At 70.1% G+C, this 16,123-nt stretch carries 15 protein-coding genes; 7 read left to right on the top strand and 8 right to left on the bottom strand.

Translation table 11 applies throughout. The features are described 5' to 3' along the window. Nucleotides 1-2: 2 nt before the first annotated feature. The 3 genes from ACSHV8_RS08665 to ACSHV8_RS08655 are packed head-to-tail and all read right to left on the bottom strand — an operon-like array spanning nt 3 to nt 3,758. On the bottom strand, nt 3-1,463 hold the full coding sequence (locus tag ACSHV8_RS08665) for an oligosaccharide flippase family protein (protein ID WP_436531145.1): 1,461 nt from the start codon (nt 1,461-1,463) through the stop codon (nt 3-5). Continuing rightward, the gene (locus ACSHV8_RS08660; RefSeq protein ID WP_436531143.1) at nt 1,450-2,835 is read right to left on the bottom strand and encodes an O-antigen ligase family protein; all 1,386 of its coding nucleotides are present in this window, start codon (nt 2,833-2,835) and stop codon (nt 1,450-1,452) included. Before ACSHV8_RS08660 ends, ACSHV8_RS08665 begins: the two co-directional genes overlap by 14 nt. Before the next feature lie 5 nt (nt 2,836-2,840). Next, nucleotides 2,841-3,758 (bottom strand): hypothetical protein, encoded by a 918-nt coding sequence (locus ACSHV8_RS08655; protein WP_436531142.1) that lies wholly within the window; start codon nt 3,756-3,758, stop codon nt 2,841-2,843. Between the two features lie 211 nt (nt 3,759-3,969). Here ACSHV8_RS08655 and ACSHV8_RS08650 point away from each other — a divergent pair, with 211 nt between their 5' ends. The 5 genes from ACSHV8_RS08650 (at nt 3,970) to wecB (ending at nt 9,386) form a co-directional block, all read left to right on the top strand. Further along, a complete protein-coding gene (locus ACSHV8_RS08650; protein WP_436531140.1) occupies nt 3,970-4,617 on the top strand; it encodes a hypothetical protein in 648 nt (215 codons plus the stop codon). A gap of 437 nt (nt 4,618-5,054) precedes the next feature. After that, nucleotides 5,055-6,149 (top strand): hypothetical protein, encoded by a 1,095-nt coding sequence (locus ACSHV8_RS08645; RefSeq protein ID WP_436531139.1) that lies wholly within the window; start codon nt 5,055-5,057, stop codon nt 6,147-6,149. Nucleotides 6,150-6,151: 2 nt separating this feature from the next. After that, a complete protein-coding gene (locus ACSHV8_RS08640; RefSeq protein WP_436531137.1) occupies nt 6,152-6,985 on the top strand; it encodes a WecB/TagA/CpsF family glycosyltransferase in 834 nt (277 codons plus the stop codon). A gap of 11 nt (nt 6,986-6,996) precedes the next feature. Further along, nucleotides 6,997-8,256 (top strand): nucleotide sugar dehydrogenase, encoded by a 1,260-nt coding sequence (locus ACSHV8_RS08635; protein ID WP_436531135.1) that lies wholly within the window; start codon nt 6,997-6,999, stop codon nt 8,254-8,256. 2 nt (nt 8,257-8,258) lie between these two features. Next, complete coding sequence (wecB, locus tag ACSHV8_RS08630) at nt 8,259-9,386, top strand: non-hydrolyzing UDP-N-acetylglucosamine 2-epimerase (RefSeq protein WP_436531133.1); 1,128 nt, start codon at nt 8,259-8,261, stop codon at nt 9,384-9,386. Between the two features lie 64 nt (nt 9,387-9,450). Here wecB and ACSHV8_RS08625 read toward each other — a convergent pair whose 3' ends face one another. From ACSHV8_RS08625 to rfbA, 3 genes are all read right to left on the bottom strand, one after another. Beyond that, nucleotides 9,451-10,947, bottom strand: coding sequence for a sugar transferase (locus tag ACSHV8_RS08625; protein ID WP_436531131.1), 1,497 nt, complete (start codon nt 10,945-10,947; stop codon nt 9,451-9,453). A gap of 282 nt (nt 10,948-11,229) precedes the next feature. Next, the gene (locus ACSHV8_RS08620; RefSeq protein WP_436531129.1) at nt 11,230-11,859 is read right to left on the bottom strand and encodes a dTDP-4-dehydrorhamnose 3,5-epimerase family protein; all 630 of its coding nucleotides are present in this window, start codon (nt 11,857-11,859) and stop codon (nt 11,230-11,232) included. Next, on the bottom strand, nt 11,856-12,740 hold the full coding sequence (gene rfbA, locus ACSHV8_RS08615) for a glucose-1-phosphate thymidylyltransferase RfbA (protein ID WP_436531127.1): 885 nt from the start codon (nt 12,738-12,740) through the stop codon (nt 11,856-11,858). The genes ACSHV8_RS08620 and rfbA overlap by 4 nt, the downstream gene beginning before the upstream one ends. 45 nt (nt 12,741-12,785) lie before the next feature. Here rfbA and rfbB point away from each other — a divergent pair, with 45 nt between their 5' ends. Together rfbB and rfbD are read left to right on the top strand one after the other, a co-directional pair. Next, the gene (gene rfbB, locus ACSHV8_RS08610; protein ID WP_436531125.1) at nt 12,786-13,763 is read left to right on the top strand and encodes a dTDP-glucose 4,6-dehydratase; all 978 of its coding nucleotides are present in this window, start codon (nt 12,786-12,788) and stop codon (nt 13,761-13,763) included. Beyond that, on the top strand, nt 13,760-14,641 hold the full coding sequence (rfbD, locus tag ACSHV8_RS08605; RefSeq protein ID WP_436536725.1) for a dTDP-4-dehydrorhamnose reductase: 882 nt from the start codon (nt 13,760-13,762) through the stop codon (nt 14,639-14,641). Before rfbB ends, rfbD begins: the two co-directional genes overlap by 4 nt. A 139-nt stretch (nt 14,642-14,780) precedes the next feature. Here rfbD and ACSHV8_RS08600 read toward each other — a convergent pair whose 3' ends face one another. Both ACSHV8_RS08600 and ACSHV8_RS08595 read right to left on the bottom strand, forming a co-directional pair. Beyond that, nucleotides 14,781-15,284 (bottom strand): hypothetical protein, encoded by a 504-nt coding sequence (locus ACSHV8_RS08600; RefSeq protein WP_436531123.1) that lies wholly within the window; start codon nt 15,282-15,284, stop codon nt 14,781-14,783. Then, the gene (locus ACSHV8_RS08595; RefSeq protein ID WP_436531121.1) at nt 15,281-16,021 is read right to left on the bottom strand and encodes an SDR family oxidoreductase; all 741 of its coding nucleotides are present in this window, start codon (nt 16,019-16,021) and stop codon (nt 15,281-15,283) included. Before ACSHV8_RS08595 ends, ACSHV8_RS08600 begins: the two co-directional genes overlap by 4 nt. Between the last annotated feature and the right edge of the window lie 102 nt (nt 16,022-16,123).

Genomic DNA, 16,123 nt, shown 5'->3' with positions numbered 1-16,123 from the left:
TCTCAGATCCCCGCCTCGACCGGCTCGGGCACGGCCGGGGCGGCCGGAACGGGACGCAGCCGGCGCAGCAGCGGCAGCACGAACGGCACGTAGACCAGCAGGGCGGCCAGACCGGCGACGACCAGGCCGGCGAACCCGTGGCCGACCACCGTGAAGACGCTCCAGCCGGTCACCCCCACCGCGATGCCGCCCAGGAACGGCCGGCCGACCGCGCCGGCGACGACCCGCGGCGCGATGCCGACCCGGGCCAGCGCCCAGAGGAACACCGGGATCACGACCAGCACGCCGACGACGACGTGGCCGGCCGCCACACCGGCGATGCCGAACGGGTGGACGAAGCCGATCAGGATCGGGACCAGTGCCGCCAGCCAGAGCGCCTGCACCCCCATGAGCAGTTTACGGTGGCCGGCCGCGACCAGGCAGTCGTAGGTCAGCTCGTATCCGACCCGGATCAGGCCGAGCGCCGCGAGGAAGCGCAGCGCCGCGGCGGCCGGCGCCCACTGGTCACCGTAGACCGCCCTGATCAATGGCTCGGCCAGGGTGCCGAGCAGCACGCAGGCCGGCACGGCGACCGCCATCAGGACCGACAGCGAGGAGGCGTAGCCGGACGCCAGCGAGCGGGTGTCGTCGGCGATCCGGGAGAACCCGGCGAACGAGACCCGGCGCGCCGCCTCGGAGATCGTCCGGACCGGCCAGCCCGACATGTTCACCGCGATCTGGTAGAAGCCGAGCGCGACCGGGCCGAGGGCCGCGCCGACCACCAGCGAGTCGACGTTGACCATGGCGAGAACCAGCAGACTGGCGCCGGCCAGGGGAAGACCGAACCTCAGCAGACGTACGGCGATCTTCCGGTCCCACCCGAAGCGCAGCATTCCGGGAGCCGCGACCGCGGTGGCCGCGAGACCGACCAGGTTGCCGGCGACGGCGCCCCAGGCAAAACTCATCGCCCCCTGCCCCTGCACGGCCAGGACCATGGTGACCGAGGTGCTGACCACGAAGATCAGCAGGTCGATCACCATCCGCGGGCCCTGCCGGAACTCGCGGGTGAGCAGCCCGGCCGGCACGCAGGCGATGCCGTCGATGACCACGGTGAGGCAGAGCACGCGCAGGACGTCGGTCGCCGCCGGTGACCCCAGCGCGGTCGCCGCGAACGGCGCGGCGAAGTAGAGCGAGAGGTAGAGCACCAGGCTGGAGAGCGTGGAGAGGCTGAGCACGGTCGGCGCGAACCGCCGTACGTCGCCCTCCCAGCGGATCACCGCCAGGCTGACGCCCATCTCGTTGGCGCTGAGCAGCACCGCGAGCATCACGGCGCCGACCGCGTAGAGACCGAAGTCGTAGGGGCTGAGGAAGAAGCGGGCGAGGATGACACCGGCGGCGAAGTTGCCGATCCGGACCACCACAGTGTTGAGCACGCTCCAGCGGGCGGCCGAGGCGACCTTCGCCTGCAGGTTACTCACTGTCATTCACCGGGGTTTCTTGTCTGGCGATCCCGAGCAGTGCTCCGGAGAGGCCGAGGAGAAGGAAGACGAGGCCCGACACCATCGGGAAGCTCAGGGTGTCGAAGGTCGCGGTGCAGACGAGGACCACGAAACCGGCGGCCACGAAGGAGAGGGCGAGCTCGCGGCTCACCGGGTCGGCGAAACGCCGCCGGGCCGCGCCCCCGTTGTGGATCATGGCGATGAAGACCACGAGGAGGGCGACGACCCCGACGATGCCCATCTCGACCAGGGCGAGCAGGTACATGTTGTCGGTGTAGCGGTACAGGCTGGGCAGGAACGTGCCGAAACCCATTCCGGACCAGGGTCGCTGCTCGACGAAGGTGAGCACGTCCTCGTAGTCCATGACCCGGGCCTGGGTGCTGGTATCGGTGCCGTTGAACCAGGCCGTGAACATCCCGATGATCGTGCTGAGGAAGCCGGGGATCGCGACCTTGAGGACACCGAGGGCGGCGATCAGTGCACCGACCGCGGGCCAGCGGCGCTTGCTGCTCCAGGTCGGGAACAGGATGATCAGGACGAGCACGACGCCGATCACCGCGGACCGCGACACGGTGGCGACCGAGGCCACCGCGATCAGCCCGACCGGGGCCCACCGGCGGATCGCGCCGCCCTTGGTCATCGGGTCGAAGGCCTGCTGGACCGCGAACGGCAGGATCATCGCCAGCGTGGTGGCCAGTTCCAGCGGGTGACTGGCCGTCGACGTCGGCCGGGTGAACGCGCCCCGCGTCATCACCGCGGCGGCCGAGGCGTTCGACTCCAGCCCCGGGATCGACAGCCAGCCGAGCAGCGAACGGTGCAGCATGAACTCGGCGATGCCGATGCAGGCGACGACCGTGGCGCAGCGCACCAGCAGGCGCAGCAGCTTCTTCATCCGCTCCAGGTCGCTGACCGAGGAGGCGATCAGCACGACGCCCCACCAGGCGGCCAGCAGGATCAGTCCGCGGTCGGCCGCGTTGATCTCGAGGGCGACGGCGTCGCGGCGGGCGCACCCGACGTACGCGCTGACGATGGCCGCCCCGAGCAGCACCATCACGACCCGTGGGACACGGGAGCCGGGCAGGGGCCGGATCCGCCGGGTCAGCCAGCTGCCGACCGCCCACATCAGACCGACGAGCGCCCAGATCGTGGCCATCGTGCCGACCGCGCCCAGACCACCGAGGACCAGGCGGGACGGCACCAGCATGAGCAGGACCACGTACACGGAGAGGATCGCCGCCGGATTCGTGCCGTGCTCGCGCACCCTCGCTCGCGCGACGACGCGCTGCAGGCCGGCCGGCCGATCCGGGCGGGTCAGGACCATCACCTGGCCCGGCCCGTCCGCCGACCTAGTAGCCATCGGGTCTATTTCCCATCGTCGGGCGACTTCCCGTTCGTACCGGAGCGGTAGACACCGGTCGGTGAGCCGCCGCGACGAGACGACGGCGAGGTCGCCGGCGGCCGCGCGGCGGTGCTGATGATCAGCTGGGTGTCCTCGGCCGAGGGCGCGGGCCGGGCCGTGGTCGGCGCGGGCAGCCGGGTGCTCGGCGGGATGTTGACGATCGCCGTCTTCTCCGGGTCCCGATGTTCGGGCGCGGCCGGTGCGGACGCAGCGGCCGGGGCCGCGGCGCCCGAGGCCGGCGCCGATCGGCCGGAGGCCGACTGGCGGGCCGTGCGGGAGCGCACCAGTCCCTCGGTGATGAAGGTGACCATGAAGGCCAGCGCCGTGCCGGCCCCGGCCACGCCGATGACCAGCTGAAGCTTGGCCTTGATCTGGGCTTCCGGCTTCTGCGGCGGGATGATCGTGGTGAGCCGGACCATGTCCTCGGGCTTCACGTTGTTCGCCGACTGGATCTTGGCGAGCTCGCTCCCGGCGTAGTCGGTCAGCGTCTGGGTCGACGTGAGGACGTGGGCCTGGTCGTCGCCGGTGACGACGATGGCGACGAAGGGTCCCTGAGCGTTGTCGGCCAGGGCGACCGTGTACTCCTCGGTGACGCCGAGATTCTTGAGCGCCTCCTGGGCGCCCTTGGACGACATGCTGCGCGACAGGAAGTCGGCCGTCGCGACGAGCGACGTGTCGAACGTCAGGAACGGGTTGGTGTTGCCGTTCTTGTTGATCAGCGACGCGCGTTCCGCGCTCAGCAGACTGACCGTGCTCGTCGACTCATAGGTGGTGGGGAGCATGACGTAGGCGAGAACAGTCAGCGCGCCGGTCACCACCATGATCGGCGTCCACAGTAGCCAGCGCTGCCGCATTACGCGCAGGATCTCGCCGAGGTCCATACCCTCTCCATTGCTCCCGAGAGACGACGGTCTCACGGCTGGTAAGTGACAAAAGGGGTCGTGGGCCGTTCGCGATGTCAACGTACAAGGTGTACAGAGACTGCCACCACCCTCCGAACGGAGGTGGCTTCTGTCTGCTTTCTACATACGACTCGGCCGACAGTCGAGGATATGATCCCGCCCCGACAAAGCAAGCAGAGGGAGGCCCCCCGTGAATCTTCCCGAGGTGCTCCAGGTGTTTCGCCGGCGCTGGTGGATTCTTCTCGGCGGGTTCCTGGTCACAGCTCTGGTCGCGTGGTTCTGGGCGGCCAGGCCGCCGACCGTCTACCGGGCGACGGAGGTCTTCGCCGTGCAGCCGCCGCAGACACCGGACATCCGCAATCAGCTCGCCGTGCTGCGCCCGTCGGTGGCCACGTTCTCGGCCGGCGTGGCCCAGCGTCTCTCCAGCCCGAGCGGGAAGGAGGACCTGCGCCGGGCCGGGGTCACCGGGACGTACGTGCTGACGCCGCGCAACAGCGGCACCCGGCAGACGCCGGAGTACCTGATCTCGTCCGTGCAGGTCACGGCCACCGAGGCGGACGAGGCGAGCGCGCTGCGCTCACTGGCGACGGTGACCGCCGCCTTCACCCGGGAGCTGGGCCAGCTGCAGGACGCGTCGAACATCGCGGCCGGCGAGCGGATCACGATCACGATGCTGGCCGCGCCGGACGCGGTCAAGCTGCCGAACTCGCGCGTGCGGGCGCTGGGCGGAAGCCTGCTGCTCGGCGGCGGGCTCTCGCTGGCCGCCGCGATGTGGGCCGACGAGTTCCTTCTGCGCCGGCGCCGGCGGGCCTTCTCACCGGAGCCCGTGGACGCCTGAATGTGACGGATCGGCCGGGCCGGACGGCCGACGGTCCATCATGTCCGTCCGTTTCGGTGGTTCCACAGTCGCCGGTCGGTCGGAGCTATCGGAACCCTTGTCGCAAAGCCGGGCATAAGGCAGTGTCATCCAACAGACACATCTACCGATGACTGGATCGTCCTAAGTAGCCTCGCTTGCGACCCCACGGCTTCGGTGACGATCGGCTTTCCGGCTCACCTCGGCCGATGGTTCCGCATGCCCTTGTCTCCCTGCGAACAGCCTCTCCTCGTGTACCGCCCGGGCCTCGGGGATAGCTGTCCTCTGTGGGCGCAAACGCCCTCGCCCTCCGGAAGGACGACATGACGCCAGCACCTGCGAGGTACGCCTACCTCGATGGCGAAACCACCGAGCTGACAAATCGCCTCATCAGGCTCGCATCCCGCGGACTCCCGCAAATGTACCGGGCCGAGACCGACGAATTCGTATTCACACGGGCATTCACCACATCGGCTGACCGCGTCGACGCGCATCAGCGCGGCACCAGCCTGCGCTACGCCGCGATCGTGGCGCTCGGCGTCGCCTGGCTGCCGGTCGCGGATCAGCCGGCCCAGCTCGGCGGCCACAGCCTGGAGAGCTTCATCGGGCTGCTGATCGACCGGCAGGCGGCGAGCACCAACCTGGGCGACGTCGCGCTGATCGCCTGGGCCGCCGCGCAGGCCGGCCATCCCCGGCTGACCGAGGCCGTCGACCGGCTGCGCGACTTCGACCGGCGCACCGCCGCCGAGTACGTCGTCGAGTGCGCCTGGGTCGTCTCGGCGCTCGCCGCCGCCCGCCCGCTCCTGGACGTCGAGGAACACCTGGCCGCGGCCCGGCAGCGGCTGCTCGGCAGCATCGTCCCGGGCAGCCCGGTCTTCCCGCACGTGACCGGGGCCGGGCTGGTCAAGCCGTACCGGGCGCACGTGGCGTGCTTCGCCGACCAGGTGTACCCGATCCAGGCGCTGGCCCGGCTGCACCACTCCGGCGACGACCCGGCCGCCCTGGCCGCCGCCCGCGCCACGGCCGAGCAGATCTGCCGCCTGCAGGGCCCGGACGGGCAGTGGTGGTGGCACTACGACGCCCGTACCGGCGAGGTGATCGAGGGCTACCCGGTCTACTCGGTGCACCAGCACGCGATGGGCCCGATGGCGCTGCTCGACCTGACCGAGGCCGGCGGCCCGGACTTCGGGGAGCCGATCCGCAAGGGCCTGCGCTGGATGACCGACCCGGCCGAGCTCGGCCCGGACGGCGAGACGCTGCTGCTCCACGACGCGGGGCTGACCGTACGCAAGGTCTTCCGGGGCGACCCCAAGAAGATCGTCCGCGGCGTGCACACCGCCACCACCCGGGTGCGCCCGGGCCTTCGCCTGCCGATCATCAACCGGATCTACCGGCCGGCCGCCCTGGACCGGGAGTGCCGTCCGTACGAGTTCGGCTGGCTCTACTTCGCCTGGCTGGCCTCCCTGGATCCGTCGGCCCGCCCGGTGGCCGCGGCCGAGAGCAAGGGACGCTGACCATGACCGAAGCCACCGTGCCGGCCGCGACCGACGGCCGGCGAGATCTGTTCGGCGTCCCGCTGGACGCGCTCACCCTGGAGCAGACCGTCCAGCGCTGCCTGGACTCGATCACCAACGGCGAGCTGCTCGAGGTCGGGGTGGTCAACGCCGCCAAGATCGTGAAGATGCGCGACGACCCGGCGCTGCGGGACGCGGTCACCGGCTGCGGCCTGATCGTGGCCGACGGGCAGTCCGTGGTCTGGGCCAGCCGGGTGCTGCGGCAGCCGTTGCCCGAGCGGGTGGCCGGCATCGACCTGTTCCAGCGTCTGCTCTACATGGCCGAGCTGCGCGGCCACTCGGTCTACTTCCTGGGCGCGCGCGCCGAGGTGCTGGAGACCATGGTCGAGCGGATCCGCGCGCAGCATCCCCGGCTGCGGATCGCCGGATATCGGGACGGTTACTACGCCGCCGAGGAGTCCGCCGCGGTCGCCGACGCCATCCACGAGAGCGGTGCCGACCTGCTCTTCCTGGGCATGACCTCGCCCAAGAAGGAGGTGTTCGTGTCCACCTACGGCGCCCGCAGCGGGGCCAAGGTGGTGCACGGTGTCGGCGGCTCGTTCGACGTCCTGGCCGGCGTGGTGAGACGCGCGCCGGTCGCCTGGCAACGACTGGGCTGCGAGTGGCTCTACCGCGCGCTGCAGGAGCCGCGCCGGCTCGGCCGCCGCTACCTGACCACCAACGTCGCCTTCATCGGGCTGGTCGCGCGCGAGTGGGCGCGCCCGTCCCGGACCACCTCCCCCGCCACCGATCCCCCGCGTACGGCGTCCACCAGCACGACTACGAAGAGCAACTGAGGGGAACTGCCATGCGAGTCGTCATCGCCGGCCAGGGGTACGTCGGGCTGCCGCTGGCCGTCCGCGCCGCCGAGGTCGGCCACCAGGTCGTCGGCTACGACGTCGACACCGTCCGGGTCGGCCGGCTCAGCCGGGGCGAGTCGTACGTCGAGGACATCTCGGCCGAGCGGCTCAACGCGGTGCTGGCCGGCGGGAACTACCGCGCCAGCACCGACCCGGCCGACTGCGCCGGGTTCGACGTCGCCCTGATCACCGTGCCCACCCCCCTGCGCGACGGCGCCCCCGACCTCTCCTACGTGGAGGCGTCCACCGAGCTGCTGGCCGAGCATCTGCGCCCCGGCGCGACGGTGGTCCTGGAGTCGACCACCTACCCGGGCACCACCGAAGAGGTGGTCCGGCCGATCCTGGAGAAGGTCTCCGGCCTGGTCGCCGGCGAGGACTTCGCGCTCGGCTTCAGCCCGGAGCGCATCGACCCGGGCAACCCGACCTGGAACGTCATCAACACCCCGAAGATCGTCTCCGGCGTGAACGAGACCTCGCTGCAGCGGGTCAAGGAGTTCTACGACTCGGTGGTGGAGAGCACCGTGGCGGTCTCGTCCACCCGCGAGGCCGAGCTGGCCAAGCTGATCGAGAACACGTTCCGGCACGTCAACATCGCGCTGGTCAACGAGATCGCGATGATCTCCAACGACCTGGGCATCGACGTCTGGCAGGCGATCGACGCGGCCAGCTCCAAGCCGTTCGGCTTCATGCGGTTCACCCCTGGTCCGGGCGTCGGCGGCCACTGCCTGCCGATCGACCCGTCGTACCTGTCCTGGCGGGTGCAGCGGGCGCTCGGCCAGAGCTTCCGCTTCGTCGACCTGGCCAACGACATCAACAACCACATGCCCGACTACGTCGTACGCCGGCTCATCGACGCGCTCAACCGCCGGCAGCGTTCCGTCTCGGGGAGCCGGATCCTGCTGCTCGGGCTGGCGTACAAGAAGAACACCGGCGACGCCCGGGAGTCGCCCGCGGTGCGCGTGGTGCAGCTGCTCAACCAGATGGGCGCCGAGGTCCGGGTCGCTGACCCGCACGTCGTCGAGGCGGTGCACGGGGCGCCCGATCTGACCATGGTCACGGCCGACGCCGACGAGGTGCGCTCGGCCGACGCGGTGGTGCTGCTCGCCGACCACGACGAGTTCGACTACGACCTGCTCGCCCGCGAGGCCAACTACGTGCTGGACACCCGGCGCCGGCTGGCCACCGGGCCCACGGTCGAGGTGATCTGACCGTGCCCCGGATCATCTGTGTGGCCGGCGCCCGGCCCAACTTCATGAAGGTCAAGCCGGTGATGGACGCGCTCGAGCAGCGCGGCGCCGAGGTGGTGCTGGTGCACACCGGCCAGCACTACGACGCCGCGATGAACGACGTGTTCTTCGCCGACCTGGGACTGCGCCAGCCGGACCGCCACCTCGGCACCGGGTCGGGCAGCCACGCCGAGCAGACCGCGCGGGTGATGCTCGCGTTCGAGCCGCTCGTCACCGAGCTGCGGCCGGACGCCGTGGTGGTCGTCGGCGACGTCACCTCGACGCTGGCCTGCGCCCTCGTCGCGGCCAAGGCCGGGGTGCCGGTCGCGCACGTGGAGTCCGGGCTGCGCAGCCGGGACTGGAGCATGCCCGAGGAGGTCAACCGGGTCGCCACCGACCGGCTCAGCGATCTGCTGTTCGCGCCGTCGCCGGACGGCGTGGACAACCTGCGGGCCGAGGGCTACCACGAGGACCAGATCCACCTGGCCGGCAACGTCATGATCGACACGCTGTTCGCGAACCTCGACCGCGCGCTCGCCTCCGACGTGCTGCACCGCTACGGCCTGACCCCGGGCGGGTACGCCCTGGCCACCCTGCACCGGCCGGCCAACGTGGACGACAGCGGCATGCTGGCCGGTCTGCTGAAGGCGCTCGCCGAGGTGGCCCGGCAGCTGCCGGTCATCCTGCCGGTGCATCCGCGGACCGCGGCCCGGCTGGAGGAGGCCGGGCTGCCCGACGGCATCCGCCTGGTGCCGCCGGCCGGTTATCTCGACTTCATCGCCCTGCAGGCGTCGGCCCGGCTGGTGCTGACCGACTCCGGCGGGGTGCAGGAGGAGACGACCGCGCTCGGGGTGCCATGCCTGACCATGCGGGACTCCACCGAGCGTCCCATCACCCTGACCGAGGGCACCAACATCCTCGTCGGACGGGACCCGGAGCGCATCATCGGGACCGCGCTCCGGGTCCTGGTCGAACCTCCGGCCAAGCGGTCGCCGGCGCTCTGGGACGGCCACGCCGGCACCCGGATCGCGGACGTGCTCCTGGCCTATCTGGCCGCTCCCGGACGGCTGCGTCCGACCGATCTACGGCAGGCGGTCTCCGAGGCCGCCTGAGGGCCCGTACAAGCCGAAGAAGCCCGGCTCCCGTAACGGGAGCCGGGCTTTGGCGTTCAGCGCGTCAGTAGGCTCCTGAGCTGCGGATCACCGCGCTCACCGTGCGGGCCAGAATGGCCAGGTCCATGGCGAGCGACCAGTTCTCCACATAGCTGAGGTCGAGCCGGATCGACTCCTCCCAGGACAGATCGGAGCGGCCGGACACCTGCCACAGGCCGGTCAGGCCGGGCTTGACGACGAGCCGGCGCAGCATGTCCGACGGGTACCCGGCCACCTCGCGGGCCAGCGGCGGGCGCGGGCCGACGAGCGACATGTCACCCTTGACCACGTTGAACAGCTGGGGCAGCTCGTCCACCGAGAAGCGGCGCAGCCATTGGCCGATCGGGGTGATCCGCGGATCCTGCTTGATCTTGAACAGTTCGCCGTCGTGCTCGTTGAGCGCCTGCAGCTCGGCCAGTCGCTCCTCGGCGTCGACCACCATGGTGCGGAACTTGTAGAGCATGAACGTGCGGCCGTCCTTGCCGACGCGCTCCTGCTTGAAGATCGCCGGGCCGCGGCCGCCCTTGCCCCACATCACCAGGGCGGAGACGACCAGCAGGATCGGCGAGAGCAGGGCGAGCAGCACGATCGCGCCGACCCGGTCGAAGGTGGCCTTGAAGAAGCGGGCGCTGCCCTTGAGCTTCGGGTGCTCGACGTGCAGCATCGGCAGGCCGTCGACCGGGCGGATGGTGGTGCGGTCGCCGGCCACGTCGACCAGCGTGCTGGCCACGATCAGGTCGATCTCCTCGCGTTCCAGCTGCCAGGCGAGCCGGCGCAGGGCGGGGCCGTCGATCTCCGGGCAGGCCAGCACGATCACCGTGTCGGCGTCGGCCCGGGTCACGGCCGAGTCGACCTTGTCGAAGGTGCCGTAGACCGGCGGCATGCCGGCGGCGAACGTCTTCGGGGTCGGCGCGGCCGGCAGCACGGCGCCGATCACGCCCAGGCCGTGGTAGCGCTCGCGGCGCAGCCGGCGGGTCATGTCCGAGACCGCCTGCTCGTGGCCGACCAGCAGGACCCGGTGCAGGCGGTTGCCACGGCCCCAGGAGCGGTGCAGCCGCTGCCGGTACAGGTAGCGGGCGCCCAGGTCGACGGCGATGGCCAGCGGCAGCGCGATGCTGACGTAGCCGCGGGCCAGGCGCAGGTCGAACGCGAACGAGAAGATGGCCAGGACTGCGGTGAGCGCCACGCCGGAGCGGAACACCCGGGCGTACTCGTCGGTGCCGACGAACAGGTGGCGCGGCTCGTAGGCCCGGTTGGCCGACAGGCAGATCACCCAGGCGATCGGCAGGAGCGCCGTCAGCAGGACGTAGCCCCTCATGTTGGGCTCGTCACCGTCCGGCCCGAACCGCAGGACCAGCGCCCAGCACGCGGCGCCGAGCCCGACGACGAGGTCGATCAGGTACAGCATCCGGGCATACCGGTTCTGCCAGCCGGCCCGGGTCTCGCCGGCTCGTTTGCCCCGCCGGATGCCGAGCGCTCTGTCGCTCAGGTCGACGGTGGCCAGCGACTCGATTGTCTGCACGCCTCTGCCCCCATTGGCTGCGGTCAATCCATTACCAATAATTAGTGGGAATCCGGACAAGCCGGATCCATCAGGCGCCGAAGCACTCGTTCGGCTTCACGCACAGCTTAGAGTGATGGGCCGATCACATACGAGCAACCCACCGGACACATGAGACAGACTTCCGAACCGTGGCCGTTCCGCGCTACACCCTTCCGGCCGCCGCGATTGGCGGTTCGGCTGAGGCTCAAAGGCGTCCGTCCAGTTCGGAACTGACAGCCATACTACGGTGATCTACGCAGGTCAATCGCCTGCGGCGAATGATTGACTGTCGTCATCTCGACGCATTGTTTCCAGGTAGTCACGGCACGTGTCATACCGCGGGAGCAGCCCGGCCGCAAGGGCCTCGGACAGCGACGGCGCGGCGGCATCCTTGGGCGACAGCAGCGGCGTGGCGACCGGCCAGCTGATGCCCAGCTCGGGGTCGAGCGGGTGCACACCGTGCTCGTGGCCCGGCCGGTACGTCGCCGAGCAGAGGTAGGTCACCACGGCCCCCTCGGTCAGCGAGCAGAACGCGTGCCCGAGCCCCTCACCGAGGTAGACGGCCCGCCGGTCGGTGTCGTCCAGCCGCACCGCCTCCCACTGCCCGAACGTCGGCGAGCCGGCCCGGATGTCCACGATCACGTCGAGAACCGCGCCCGAGACACATGTCACGTATTTGGCCTGCCCGGGCGGCACGTCGGCGAAGTGGACGCCGCGCACCACGCCCGCGGCCGAGGTGGAGAGGTTGGCCTGGGCCAGATCGAGCGGATGCCCGACGACGGCGGCCAGGTGGTCGAAGCGGTACCACTCCAGGAAGGTGCCGCGGTCGTCGCCGTACTGCACGGGGGTGATCTCCCACGCGCCCTCGATGCTCAGCGGGCGGATCTTCACAGCACTCCCCCGTACTTGCCGGAGTCCAGCAGGCGCTCCAGGTAGACGCCGTACCCGCTCTTCAGCAACGGGCCGGCCAGCTCACGCAGCTGCTCGTCGGAGATGAACCCGAGCCGCCACGCGGCCTCCTCGACACAGCCGATCTTGAGGCCCTGGCGCTCCTCGATCACCCGTACGTACTCCGAGGCCTGCACCATCGACTGGAACGTGCCGGTGTCCAGCCACACCGTGCCCCGGTCGAGCACGGTCACGTCGAGCTTGCCGCGGCGCCGGTACTCCTCGTTGACCGCGGTGATCTCCAGCTCGCCGCGCGCACTGGGCGCCAGCCCGTTCGCGATCTCCACCACGTCGGCATCGTAGAAGTAGAGGCCCGGAACGACGTACGTCGACTTGGGCTTCTCGGGTTTCTCCTCGATCGACAGCACGTGGCCGGCATCGTCGAACTCCACCACGCCATACCGCTCGGGGTCGGCGACCGGGTAGGCGAAGACCCGCCCGCCGGCCGGGCGGTCGAAGCGGGCCAGCTGCCGGCCGAGACCCACACCGTGAAAGATGTTGTCGCCGAGAATCAGCGCAACCGGCTCGTCGCCGATGAAATCAGCGCCGATACGGAACGCCTGGGCGATCCCGTCCGGTTTCGGTTGTTCGGCATAAGAAAGGGACAGACCGAATCGGCGGCCGTCACCGAGCAGGCGCTCAAAATGCGGTTGATCCTCGGGCGTGGTGATGACCAGGATCTCGCGAATTCCGGCGGAGACCAGGGTGGTCAACGGGTAGTACACCATCGGTTTGTCAAAAATTGGCATTAACTGTTTCGACATGGCCATGGTGATCGGCCACAGCCGGGAGCCGGTGCCACCGGCCAGGAGAATTCCGCGCACCGACGAAGACTAAGCACAGTGGAGGCGGTAGTACACTCGCCCGCTGTGCAGATTCTCGTGACCGGGGGCGCCGGTTTCATCGGTTCGGCCTATGTCCGTGCCATCCTAAAGGATGAATTCGCCGGGATGACCGGCGCGTCCGTGACCGTCCTGGACCTGTTGTCCTATTCCGGCAGCCGGGCAAATGTGCCGGTGACGGATTCCCGACTGAAGTTCGTGCACGGCGACATCGGCGACGCGGGCCTGCTGCGCGACCTGCTGCCCGGCCACGACGCGATCGTCCACTTCGCCGCCGAGTCCCACGTGGACCGTTCGATCAGCGGCGCCGTGCCGTTCGTGACGACCAATGTGCTCGGCACACAGGTGCTGCTCGACGCCGCGCGGGAGGCCGGGATCGGGCGCTTCCTGCACGTCTCGACCGACGAGGTGTACGGGTCGATCGAGGAGGGATCGTGGACGGAGACGTGGCCGCTGGCGCCGAATTCGCCGTACGCCGCCTCGAAGGCCTCTTCTGATCTTCTGGCCCTGGCCGCGCACCGGACCCACGGCATGGACGTCGTGGTCACCCGCTGCTCGAACAACTACGGCACGCACCAGTTCCCGGAAAAGGTCATCCCGCTCTTCGTGACCAATCTGCTCGACGGCAAGCCGGTGCCGCTCTACGGCGACGGCGGAAACATCCGCGACTGGCTGCACGTCACCGACCACGTCCGCGGGATCCAGCTCGCGCTCGAGAAGGGCCGGTCGGGCGAGGTCTACAACATCGGCGGCGGCACCGAGCTGAGCAACCGCGACCTGACCGGGCGGCTGCTGGAGGCGTGCGGCGCGAGCTGGGACATGGTCACCCCGGTCCAGGACCGCAAGGGGCACGACCGGCGCTACTCCCTCGACATTTCCAAGATCAAAAACGAGTTGGGGTACGAGCCGCAGGTCACCCTGGAGCAGGGACTGGCCGACACCGTGACCTGGTATCGGGAGAACCGGGCCTGGTGGGAGCCGCTCAAGGAACGGGCCGGGCTCTGATGCGCTGGCTCGTGACCGGCGCGGGCGGGATGCTCGGCCGTGACCTGCAGACGGTCCTGTCCGATCCTTCTTCCACCGCGGCGCCCTCTTCCGTTGAGGCTTCCTCTTCCGTCGAGGCTTCCTCTTTTGTCGCGGCGACCCGTGATGACCTGGACATTCTCGATCTTGCGGCCGTTCGGGACGCTGTTGAGGGCGTCGACGTCGTGATCAACGCGGCCGCCTGGACCGACGTCGACGGTGCGGAAACCGCGGAGGACGCCGCGACCGCGATCAACGGGGAGGGCGTGCGCAACCTCGCCCTCGCCGCCGGGAAACGGCTCATCCACGTCTCCACCGACTACGTCTTCGACGGGAACGCGCGCTCGCCGATCGCCGAGGACGCGGCGCGGGCGCCGCTCAACGCCTACGGCCGCAGCAAGGCGGTGGGCGAGGAAGCTGTGCTGGCGGCGGGTGGCTTCGTGGTCAGAACGGCCTGGTTGTACGGCGAACACGGGCCGAACTTCGTCCGGACCATGCTCCGGCTCGCCGCCGAACGCGACACGCTCGACGTCGTGGACGATCAGGAAGGGCCGCCGACCTGGTCCTTCGCCCTCGCTCAACAGCTGGTGGCGCTGGGGCGGTCGTCGGCCGCGCCCGGGATCTACCACGGCACCGCCGCGGGCTCGACGACGTGGTTCGGGCTGGCCCGGGCGGTGTTCGCCGAGGCCGGATTAGACCCTTTGCGCGTACGGGCGACGACCAGCGACCGTTTCGTGCGGCCGGCGCGACGCCCGGCCTACAGCGTGCTCGGTCACGACCGCTGGGCCGGGACCGGGGTGGACCCGCTGCCGGACTGGCGTGTGATGCTCGCCTCGGCGATGCCCGCGCTTCGATCGTGAGCGATTCTTGTCGTACCCCCGCCCGAGAATAGGGGCATGCTGAATCTCCTGGTCTCGGTCCTGCTGGCGGTCGTTGTCACCAAGCTGTTCGCGCTGGTGGTGGCCATGTTCGTGGGCGGTCCCGAGCGACCGCCCACGGTCAGGTGTCCCGGGCTGCCGGTGCGGCGGCGCGGGCGGGGATCAGCAACAGCACGGCGAGCAGCAGCGGCAGGGACAGGGCCGCCAAGCTCGCGACCTGGTGAAAGCGGGGGAAGACGTCCAGGTGGAAGGCGTGCCACAGGAAGTGCTCCACGCTGAAGATCAGCCAGGCGCCCCCGGTGGTGGTCCGCAGGGCCGGGCGGCGCAGGGTGGCGACCGAGAGGACGAGCAGGGCGAGGTAGAGGCCCCCGACGTCGCGGACCAGGTGTTCGTTGTAGGGGCCGAGCGCTGAGACCCAGTGGGCGCCCGGCCAGGGGAAGTCGCGGTAGAACGAGAGGGGGAAAGCGCCGGCCCAGACGCCGACCAGAGCGGCGTTCAGCGCCAGGATCGATGCCGCGACCGTCTTCGCCGGGGTGCTCGCGGAGGCCGGGGTGCTCGCGGAGGCCGGGGTGCTCGCGGTGGCCGGGGTGCTCGCGGTGGCCGGGGTGCTCGCGTTCGGGGTCATCGGAGGTTGGCCAGCCACTCGTCGAAGGTCTGGGTGCCGCGCAGGCCCGGGCCGGCGGGGAGGGCACCGCCGGACTTCATTGCTTTGCCGGCCTTGCCGGGCAGGGGGAAGCTCAGCACCCACTTGCGCGGGCCATGCTGCCGGGCGACCTTGCGAACCAGGTCGGCCATCTGCAGCGGTTCCGGGCCGGCGAGCTCCGGGGCCTGGCCGCGGGGTTCGCCCTCGGCCAGGCGGACCAGTTCCACGGCGACCTCGCGGGCGGCGACCGGCTGGCTCAGCATCGCCGGCACCAGCGCGACCGGACCGCCGAACCGGGTCAGCGACTGCAGCGCGAACTCGTGGAACTGCGCCGCCCGCAACACCGTCGTCGGCACCGGACCGGCCAGGGCCACCTTCTCCTGGTTGAGTTTCGCCTGGTAGTAACCCCACTCCACCCGATCGATCCCGATGATCGACACGAGCACGTGGTGCTTGACCCCGGCCCGCACCTCGGCTGCCTGCAGATTCCGGGTGACGGTCTCGAAGAACGCGGCCGCCTTCGCGCCACTCACCGTCTCGATGTTCGACACGTCGATCACCACGTCGACGCCGCGCAGCGCCTCGTCCAGGCCGGTGCCCGTGGTCAGATCCACGCCCCGCGCCCGCGAGATCACCACGACCTCATGCCCGGCGTCCGTCGCCGCCGTCACCACCAGCTTGCCCAGCCAACCGGTGCCACCGGCCACCGCCACCCGCATGTCGTCCACCTCTCCAGCAGTTCGGTTTCGACATATGGACTGACCAGCGCCTGCGAATGTGACAGCCCCAGCGAAAAACTTCCGCAAGCAGACTCAGCCGGC

It is taken from the genome of Actinoplanes sp. HUAS TT8, assembly GCF_051380535.1.
GTDB lineage: Bacteria > Actinomycetota > Actinomycetes > Mycobacteriales > Micromonosporaceae > Actinoplanes.
This window is presented reverse-complemented; position numbering and strand designations above follow the sequence as displayed.